The organism is Komarekiella delphini-convector SJRDD-AB1, from assembly GCF_014831675.1.
Classification (GTDB): domain Bacteria; phylum Cyanobacteriota; class Cyanobacteriia; order Cyanobacteriales; family Nostocaceae; genus Komarekiella.
In genome coordinates this window covers 22,832-31,892 of record NZ_VJXY01000064.1, presented here as the reverse complement: position 1 = coordinate 31,892, position 9,061 = coordinate 22,832, and the positions used below count along the sequence as shown (strand labels likewise).

General features: G+C 40.4%; 6 protein-coding genes. 4 read left to right on the top strand and 2 right to left on the bottom strand.

Features of this window, described 5'->3' with window-relative positions:
• Positions 1-438: 438 nt before the first annotated feature.
• Together FNW02_RS39170 and ychF are read left to right on the top strand one after the other, a co-directional pair.
• Positions 439-636, top strand: a complete 198-nt coding sequence (locus FNW02_RS39170) for a hypothetical protein (protein ID WP_225226077.1) — start codon at positions 439-441, stop codon at positions 634-636.
• A gap of 30 nt (positions 637-666) precedes the next feature.
• Complete coding sequence (gene ychF, locus FNW02_RS32780) at positions 667-1,758, top strand: redox-regulated ATPase YchF (RefSeq protein WP_162398383.1); 1,092 nt, start codon at positions 667-669, stop codon at positions 1,756-1,758.
• Positions 1,759-1,853: 95 nt separating this feature from the next.
• Here the strand turns inward: ychF and FNW02_RS32775 are convergent, their stop codons facing one another.
• Positions 1,854-2,039: a hypothetical protein gene (locus FNW02_RS32775; protein ID WP_191761647.1), complete on the bottom strand. Its 186-nt coding sequence runs from the start codon at positions 2,037-2,039 to the stop codon at positions 1,854-1,856.
• Positions 2,040-2,151: 112 nt separating this feature from the next.
• Complete coding sequence (locus tag FNW02_RS32770; protein ID WP_191761645.1) at positions 2,152-3,498, bottom strand: NAD(P)/FAD-dependent oxidoreductase; 1,347 nt, start codon at positions 3,496-3,498, stop codon at positions 2,152-2,154.
• 590 nt (positions 3,499-4,088) lie between these two features.
• On the opposite strand from FNW02_RS32770, the gene FNW02_RS32765 reads away from it, so the two are divergent.
• Positions 4,089-4,361 (top strand): hypothetical protein, encoded by a 273-nt coding sequence (locus FNW02_RS32765; protein WP_191761643.1) that lies wholly within the window; start codon positions 4,089-4,091, stop codon positions 4,359-4,361.
• Positions 4,362-4,871: 510 nt separating this feature from the next.
• The gene (locus FNW02_RS32760; protein WP_191761641.1) at positions 4,872-9,053 is read left to right on the top strand and encodes a non-ribosomal peptide synthetase; all 4,182 of its coding nucleotides are present in this window, start codon (positions 4,872-4,874) and stop codon (positions 9,051-9,053) included.
• Positions 9,054-9,061 lie beyond the last annotated feature (8 nt).

The following is a 9,061-nucleotide window of genomic DNA, read 5'->3' as shown; positions in this document are numbered from 1 at the left end:
AAGGCTTTACGCTGCGCTATCCGTTGTGGGGAGTGGCGTGGAAACCCCCTTGGCGCAGCCTCAAAGTAGAGAAGACCGCGCTGGCTCCCCTTCAAAAGGGGAGAATTTATAAAGCCCCCTTTTTAAGAGGGTTGGGGGATCTGAGTGCGTAAGTCCTGATAGTTAAGCTCATCTCACCTTTAAAAGGGGATGGGATTTCACGGTGACTGTTGACTGTTGACTGTTAACTGTTGACTGTTAACTGTTGACTGTTAAGGCGTCGGAGCGTTTTTCATCACCTACCGAGAAGGAATGGGTTTTCCCGACGCCTTTTTATAAAAAATAAGTATTAATCAATTAGAAACAGATAGTATAGCTGGGTATAGCTATTTGGGGGGATGTCAGAATTTGAGGTTGTCATCTAGCTTGAGAAAGTCGAATAATTTAATTAGACCGACCATGATTAATCCCACTGCCATTTCCATACCTGAACCACAGATACCCACTCCTGAACCCAATCCCTTACCAAGTCCCGAACCTACACCAGGGCCAACGATTCCCCAACCGTTACCAGATCCCGTACCAGAACCAGTACCCGCTCCCATTCCCCAGCCGGTTCCAGGGCCAATTCCCCAAACCATACCTGAACCTGTTTAATTATCTTTGTACTTTAATCCAAAATCCAAAATGCTAAGAGCCGGAATTGTCGGACTTCCCAACGTCGGAAAATCTACTTTATTTAATGCTGTAGTTGCTAACGCCAAAGCAGAAGCGGCTAACTTTCCTTTTTGCACGATTGAACCGAATGTCGGCGTTGTCGCAGTACCGGATGAGCGGTTAAACGTTCTCGCTAAAATTTCCAGTTCGGCGCAAATTATCCCAGCGCGTGTTGAGTTTGTGGATATTGCTGGTTTGGTTAAAGGTGCAAGTCAGGGTGAGGGACTAGGAAATCAATTTCTATCCCACATCCGGGAAGTAGATGCTATTGTCCATGTGGTGCGTTGTTTTGAGAATGATGATATTATCCATGTTGCTGGTTCTGTTGACCCAGCGCGAGATATTGAAATCATTAATATAGAATTGGGTTTATCAGATTTAGCCCAAATTGAGCGGCGGATTGACCGCACCCGCAAACTAGCTCGTACCAGCAAAGATGCACAGTTTGAAGTCACAGTGCTAGAAAAATTAGCTGCTGCTTTAAATGAAGGTAAATCTGTACGCCAGGTGAGTTTAAGTGAAGAAGAGACAGAAATTATTAAAGGATTAGACTTACTCACTTATAAGCCAATTATTTACGCTGCTAATGTATCTGAAGATGAGTTAGCAACGGGTAATGATTTTGTCGAAAAAGTCCGGGAAATTGCAGCAACAGAAAATGCTCAAGTTGTGATAGTCTCGGCTCAAGTTGAAGCTGAATTAGTAGAGTTACCAGAAGAAGATAAAGCCGATTTCCTTGAATCCTTGGGTGTGCAAGAAGGTGGTTTGAAGTCTTTAATTCGTGCTACTTACGCTCTTTTAGGTTTACGGACATATTTTACCTGTGGCCCCAAAGAAACTCGTGCTTGGACAATTCATGCAGGGATGTCTGCACCCCAAGCCGCAGGTGTAATTCATACTGATTTTGAGCGAGGATTTATTCGCGCTGAAACCGTTGCTTATAAAGATTTAGTAGCGACTGGTTCTATGAATGCTGCGAAGGAGAAAGGGTTAGTTCGTAGTGAAGGAAAAGAGTATGTTGTGCAGGAAGGAGATGTGTTGTTATTCCGATTTAATGTATAGATGTAAAGTACCTATTCATTCTTTTCTGGAATTGGTATTACATCTAGGCGAGATACAATTGTGAACATAGCTGAGACACTCTTGAATTTTTCTTCTTATTTTAGTCTCAGCTTTTTTGCTGTCTTCTTGACTAATCTAGCCGTGCCATAACTGGTGAGGATTGATGTAATCCTGTGTGGGCAAAGTATCAAAATCATGATTTCAACACTCTCAACACCTGCAATATCTTCTTCACTGCCGATTTCTTTGGCTCCATCTCCTAAACTCGATTCAGTAGGCACATTGGGATGAACTTTTTCCTACAACAGTTAATACTTCGCCCAAGATTTCCCACCAACACGGCACTCCAATAGCTCCTTGTACCATTGTTGACTAATGCTGTGATACCTGAAGTTACAGAGGTGTCCCAGAAGGCTGTTGCACGCTATTGTTAACGGTTTTTGCTTCTACAAAAGCTTCTCGACCTGTGATCAATCTTGAGCGACGATTACGAGTGATATAATTCCATGCCCACTGAATTGCTACTACTAATTTAGTGTCAAACTCGATTAAGAAGTAGATGTGAATTACTAGCCAAAAAGCCCAAGCAATAAAACCTTTGAGTTTGATTAAGCCTAAATCTACAACAGCTAAATTTTGCCCAATCATCGCCAAAGTACCCACGTCATTGTAACGAAATTGTGGCAAAGTATGACCTTGAAGCCTTCGTTTAATGAGTTTAGCTACATACTCTCCTTGTTGTTTGGCTACAGGTGCAACACCAGGTAAGGGTTTACCATTTTGATGGGAGAAGTTGCCTAAATCTCCCACTACAAAAATGTTTTTATAACCCTTGATAGTCAAGTCCGGTTCTACAATCACACGTCCGGCGCGATCGCACTCTACACCTGTACCTTCTGCTAGGACTTTCCCCATAGCCGAACCTTGAACACCTGCTGCCCACAATATAGTTTTTGAGGTAATTTGGGTTAATTCATCGCCTTGCTTGAAAGTAACAATGTTATTTTCAATATTTGTCACTCTGGTTTGAGTGTGAATAACGACACCCAACTTTTGCAAAGATTCTGCTGCTACTTTCGATAATTCTGGCGCAATGTGTGGGAGGATGCGATCGCCCCCTTGCAATAGTAAAATTCTCGCTTCTGAGGTGTTGATGCTGCGGAAATCTTCTGTGAGAGTTTGGTATGCCAACTCCGCGATCGCACCTGATAATTCTACACCGGTAGGCCCACCCCCCACAATCACAAAAGTCAACAAGGAACGGCGTTTTTCGGGATCGGTTTCTTTTTCTGCCGCTTCAAATGCCGAAAATATCCGGCGACGCATTTCTATGGCATCTTCAACAGTTTTCAAACCAGGAGCCAATTCTTTCCAGTTATCCTTACCAAAATAGGAATGGTTAGCACCTGTGGCAACAATTAATGTATCGTAAGGTACTACTTCATCACCTAAAATAACTTGTTGCGCTTTTGGATCGATATCATTTACTTCTCCCAATAACACTTTTGTATTCTTGCTTTTGCTGAATACAGATCGTAATGGTGCGGAAATATCAGCAGGTGATAGCGTACCTGTGGCAACTTGATATAAAAGCGGCTGAAATAGGTGAAAATTACGTTTATCAATGAGAGTAACATTTACATTTGCTGTCTTCAGAGCTTTTGCTGTATACAGTCCACCAAAGCCACCACCAATAATAACTACTTGATGTGGTGCATTTTTCTCAAGTGAGGCTACCATAAGAAATATTTCCTTGTGTTAAGAAGTTGTAACTATTCTTAACAAAGATGTAACAGCATTATGATGGGGGTTGCTGTTTATTTAGAACAATTGAAAAAATAATGAAAGTAATCAAAGTTAGTTCTTACCCTTCAGTTTCGGGTTATCCTCAGCAAGGATTTGGCAAACTTCAACAATTTGGTAGGTACTTTTGCCCATTCCATAATTTGCAGCACAAGGAAAACCCTTATTCTCTTACTCAAAGTTTAGATCTATGACTCTATACGTTGCCAGACTAGTTCAAAAATCTTTGAGACACCATTGCTCATAACCGCAAGTATCTTTAACATAGCTTGGTTCTCTCTCAACGTGAAAGTACGAATTAAATATCTACCGACTCGTTAAGAATAGATGCAATTTTTATGTGATGTTGTTGCCAATAATGAAATCAAGCCAAAAAGTGACCAATAATTCAGATTTTCATTGACTACGAATCCACAATCATTCTTCAGGGGTTGCTACTGTATTCCCTCATGATTCCAGCTTTGATTCGCAAGAATTAGCTGGCATCAGCTTTGTTGTCGCCTGAGTTTAAAGTTTGATGGTTGTAGATGAACATAGGAATAATCGAGTCTTACAATAGCGGATTTTTAGACGTTGTGCCGGAGGGTGAAGACAGCGACTATTGGCAGATTGCAGCTGTACACATCAATGGGCAAGCCTACTGTCCTACTCCTGGGCTTTATCGTTCAGAAAAAGCGGCATTAGCAAAAGCTGCACAAATTTATGATTGGCTAGCTAATCACGAAGGAGAAATTAGTAATGGGGCTTGCAACTGCCCCCAATTGAAACTCGTCTTATGGCAGCAACCAAAAGTATCTTAGTTGACCAAATAATTACTAATTCGCTCTGGACGCTCCTGCGTCGCGGTAGCGAGACCTTGAGCGTCATTATCAATTACGAATTATGTTGACTATGCTATTCCTTCATCGCAAGCTATAGATTATTTTTATATTTCAACGTAGAAATTGAAACAAGTATTCATTAATCTCAAATCTAAAATTGTCTGACTCATAAATCTGCTAACAAGTTTATTTATCAAATTTTTCTAGCTTAAAAGTTTTATGAAAAATAGAGGATGCCTACATCTACCAAAGTGAATAATTTTATTCATATCAACGTGTAGATTTACTTCAAATATCTTTGATGGAGCTATAATATCGATTTTTATATTGACTTTTGGTTGTCCTATTATCTGCGTTAGAAGGCGTCATTTACAGTGATAGGATGTAAAATATGGGTTGCTTTTAGCGAATGCATTATCGTTGTAGAAGAAATAAGTTTACTATATCAGCCCTCTCTCTTCATACTCTTTTGTTGGGAAAGATATTCTGATGAGCAAGTATATTTTTAATAACCTTACAGATGATGAAGAACTTAATTTTTCTGAAGATGCAGAGGTTTTTATCTTCCCCACTTCTTTCGCCCAGCAACGATTGTGGTTTCTTGATCAGTTAGCACCGGGCAATCCATTTTATAATGTGTCAACAGCACTTCGTCTGACAGGTTCTCTGAACTTCACTGCCTTCAAGCAGACATTCAATGAAATTGTCAGTCGCCACGAAATCTTACGCACTAGGTTTGTTATGGTACAGCAAGAACCAGTGCAGGCGATCGCTGCGGAAAGCTGCGCTAACGCACCCAGCTTAACCATACCTTTTCCCCTAATAGATCTACGCAATTTCGAGAGCCAAGAACGTGAGACACAAGTGCGGCGAATCGCAACCGCAGAGGCTCAACGTCCCTTCAATCTCACTACCGGGCCATTGTTGCGAGTGAAGTTGCTACAACTAGATGAAGTAGAATATGTGCTGCTGCTAAATCTACATCACATTGTTGCAGATGGCTGGTCAATTGGAGTGTTAATTAGAGAACTGGGGGTATTATACAAAGCTTTTGTAGAAGATAAGCGAGCGTCCTTGCCAAAACTCCCCATTCAGTATGCAGATTTCGCCCAATGGCAACGGGAGTGGCTACAAAGCGTAGGGGTAAACGGCTGTTCGCCACTACAAACACAGTTAGCTTATTGGCAAAAGCAGTTAGACGGTATTTCGGCGCTGAATCTCCCTACTGACCGACTTAGATCAGCAATTCCAACCTACAGGGGTGCAAAACAATTTTTAGAGCTGCCACACTCCTTAACTCAAGCGCTAGAGGTACTTAGCTGCAAAGAAGATGTTACATTGTTCATGACAATGCTGGCAGCCTTCCAGACTTTGCTGTATCGCTACACGCAGCAAGAGGATATTGTAGTTGGTTCAGCGATCGCTAATCGCAACCGTAGCGAATTAGAAGGGTTAATTGGTTTTTTTGTCAATAGTTTGGTGCTGCGTACAGATTTCTCAGGGAACCCGACGTTTCAAGAATTATTAAATCGAGTGCGAGAGGTAACTTTAGAAGCATACACTCATCAGGACTTACCCTTTGAAAAGCTGGTGGAGGAACTTCACCCAGAGCGAGATTTGAGCCGCCATCCCTTATTTCAGGTTGTATTTAGCCTGCAAAATACTCCCATTGAAGCGCTAGAGTTACCTAGGTTAAAGCTTTCGCTATTCGACTTCGACAGCAAAATTGCAAAGATTGATTTAGAGTTCCATCTGTGGCAAGACTTGGAAACTTTAAAAGGAGAAGTGGTGTATAGCACCGATTTATTTGATCAAAGCACTATTACGCGAATGCTGGGACATTACCAAATACTGTTAGAAAGTATTGTCGCCAATCCAAAACAGCGTCTTTCAGATTTGCCTTTGCTTACCAAAGGAGAACGACAGCAGTTATTAATTGATTGGAACAACGCTAAGAAAAGTTACCCAGATAATAAATGTTTTCATCAGTTATTTGAAGCACAAGTAGATAAAAATATCGGTGCAACTGCACTAGTATTTGGTAATCAGCAACTCAGCTACAAAGAGTTAAATATACGCAGCAACCAACTTGCACATTATCTCAAAAAAATGGGTGTAGAAACTGAATCTTTAGTTGGCATTTGTGTAAAGCGTTCGCCAGAGATGATCATCGGGCTATTAGGCATCCTCAAAGCTGGTGGTGCATACTTACCTTTAGATCCTAGCTATCCTCAAGAGCGTCTTAACTTCATGTTGAAAGACGCACAAGTTTCAGTACTGCTAACACAAGAAAAGTTACTTCAGCATTTTACAGAATTCTCAAAACCAATTATTAGTATAGATAAAGATTGGGCAACTATTACACAACATAGCCAAGAAAACCCAACCAGTTGCGTAACACTTGAAAACTTAGCTTATGTCATATACACCTCTGGCTCAACAGGGCAACCAAAAGGCGTTTTAATCGAACACCGAGGACTGTCTAATTTGGTAGCAGCACAGATTGAGGTTTTTCAATTACAACCGAGTAACCGCATTCTGCAATTTGCCTCATTGAGTTTCGATGCCTCAATTTTTGAGATTGTGATGGCATTAGGAATAGGGGCAACCCTTTATTTAGCAAACAAAGAATGTCTTCTGCCTGGACAATCTTTACTCCAACTATTACGCGAAAAAGCTATTACTCATGTCACCCTTCCGCCTGCGGTTTTGGCAGTTTTACCAACAGAATCCCTCCCCGCATTGCAAACTATTATTAGTGCGGGCGAATCATGTTATGAGGATATAGTAAAACGTTGGTGGAATTCTAAACGGAGCTTTTTTAACGCTTACGGCCCTACTGAAGCAACAGTTTGGTCAACTGTTGCTGAAATTAAATCTGTAAGCGAAAAACCCCCCATTGGTCGCCCAATTGCTAACACTGAAATTTATATATTAGATAAGCATTTACAACTTGTACCAATTGGTATTTTAGGCGAATTATACATCGGTGGTGAAGGGCTAGCACGAGGCTATCTTAACTGTCCTGAATTAACTGCTAAAAAGTTTTTTTCAAATCCTTTTAATAGTAAAAAAGGAGCCAGACTTTACAAAACAGGTGATTTAGCCCGATATCGACCAGACGGTAATATCGAATTTTTAGGACGCATCGATAATCAACTAAAAATTCGTGGTTTCCGTATTGAGTTATCAGAGATTGAAATAGTTATAAGCCAGCATAATAATGTACAAGAAGCAGTTGTAATTGCTCAAGGTAATTTATATGATAATAAGCGTTTAGTAGCTTATATTGTTTCTAAGTCACCGCCAGATAAAACAATTATTGAACTACGTGAATTCTTAAAAGAAAAATTACCAGAATATATGATACCAACAGCTTTTGTCATGCTGGATTCTCTACCATTAACAGCTAATGGCAAAGTGGATCGCTATGCACTAAAAGCAGTTGATACTGTGAGTCATTCAATAGATAAAGCCTTTATTGCTCCTCGGACTCCAATTGAGTTAACCTTGGCAAAAATTTGGGCTGAAGTTCTTAATGTTGAAAATGTAGGTATTCATGATAACTTCTTCGATTTGGGAGGTAATTCGCTGCTGGCTGTACGTTTATTAGACCAGATAAACAAACAGTTTGAGTGTAATTTACCCTTATCGAACCTGTTTTTAAATCAAACAATTGAAAGTTTAGAAATTGCTTTAAATTCCCAGACATATTCTCTGTCACGGTCTTCTTTAGTTCCAATTCAAACCAATGGTTCAAATCCACCTTTCTTCTGCGTGCATCCCATCTTTGGCGTTGTCTTCCCTTATTATGAATTAGCTCATCAATTGGGGATAAATCAACCATTTTATGGGCTACAACCTATTGGAATTGATGGGGAAACTCCACTAAATCGTATTGAGGATATGGCTAGCCACTACATTAAAGCATTACGCTCAGTACAGCCGAAAGGGCCTTATTTTCTAGGGGGTTGGTCATTCGGAGGATGGGTTGCTTTTGAGATGGCTCAACAACTCCAAAATTCTGGTGAAGAAGTAGCTCTACTTGCTGTGCTTGACACCATAGCACCAATTAAAAGCAATCTTCCTTCTTTTAGTAATACTTTAAAGTTTATTCTCACTACAGTAGTGCCATATATGTGGCCATTTTTCCTCGATTATTTGCGTCTAATTACCGCTCCTAGCAAGAACCAAATTAACAGTTTAACTTCTCGATTGACTAATTTTATGAAGTTGGTAAGATACTCCTTTTGGGAATCACTGACGCGATATTTCCAAAGGGAGCCGCTAACGCGATCGCTTCAAACAAATCTGTCATTGCACTTCATCCAAAAGGAGGATACTACAGTTAACCTTATATCTGAAAAATCCAAGTTAAGACTTTTAAGTGAGTCGGCAATTATCCCTATGCTTCGTGTTTTTTACGCCAATAGCCAAGCAGTTATCAACTACGTTCCACAAGTCTACCCTAAGCGAATTAATCTTTTTAGAACAAAAGTTCAGTTAAATATTGCCGAGGGAGAGACAAGTATGGGTTGGGATCAGTTAGCTATGGGAGGAACGGAAATTCATCATATTCCTGGTAATCACCTAACCATGCTGAGAAAACCTCATATCCAGATTCTCGCCGCACAGTTAAGAGCCTGTATTGAGAAAGCACATTTAAAATAATAATCAAT

Coding starts and splice junctions, on each gene's coding strand:
- FNW02_RS32770 (WP_191761645.1), bottom strand. CDS start 3,498: ATGGTAGCCTCACTTGAGAAAAATGCACCACATCAAGTAGTTATTATT.
- ychF (WP_162398383.1), top strand. CDS start 667: ATGCTAAGAGCCGGAATTGTCGGACTTCCCAACGTCGGAAAATCTACT.
- FNW02_RS39170 (WP_225226077.1), top strand. CDS start 439: ATGATTAATCCCACTGCCATTTCCATACCTGAACCACAGATACCCACT.
- FNW02_RS32760 (WP_191761641.1), top strand. CDS start 4,872: ATGAGCAAGTATATTTTTAATAACCTTACAGATGATGAAGAACTTAAT.
- FNW02_RS32765 (WP_191761643.1), top strand. CDS start 4,089: ATGAACATAGGAATAATCGAGTCTTACAATAGCGGATTTTTAGACGTT.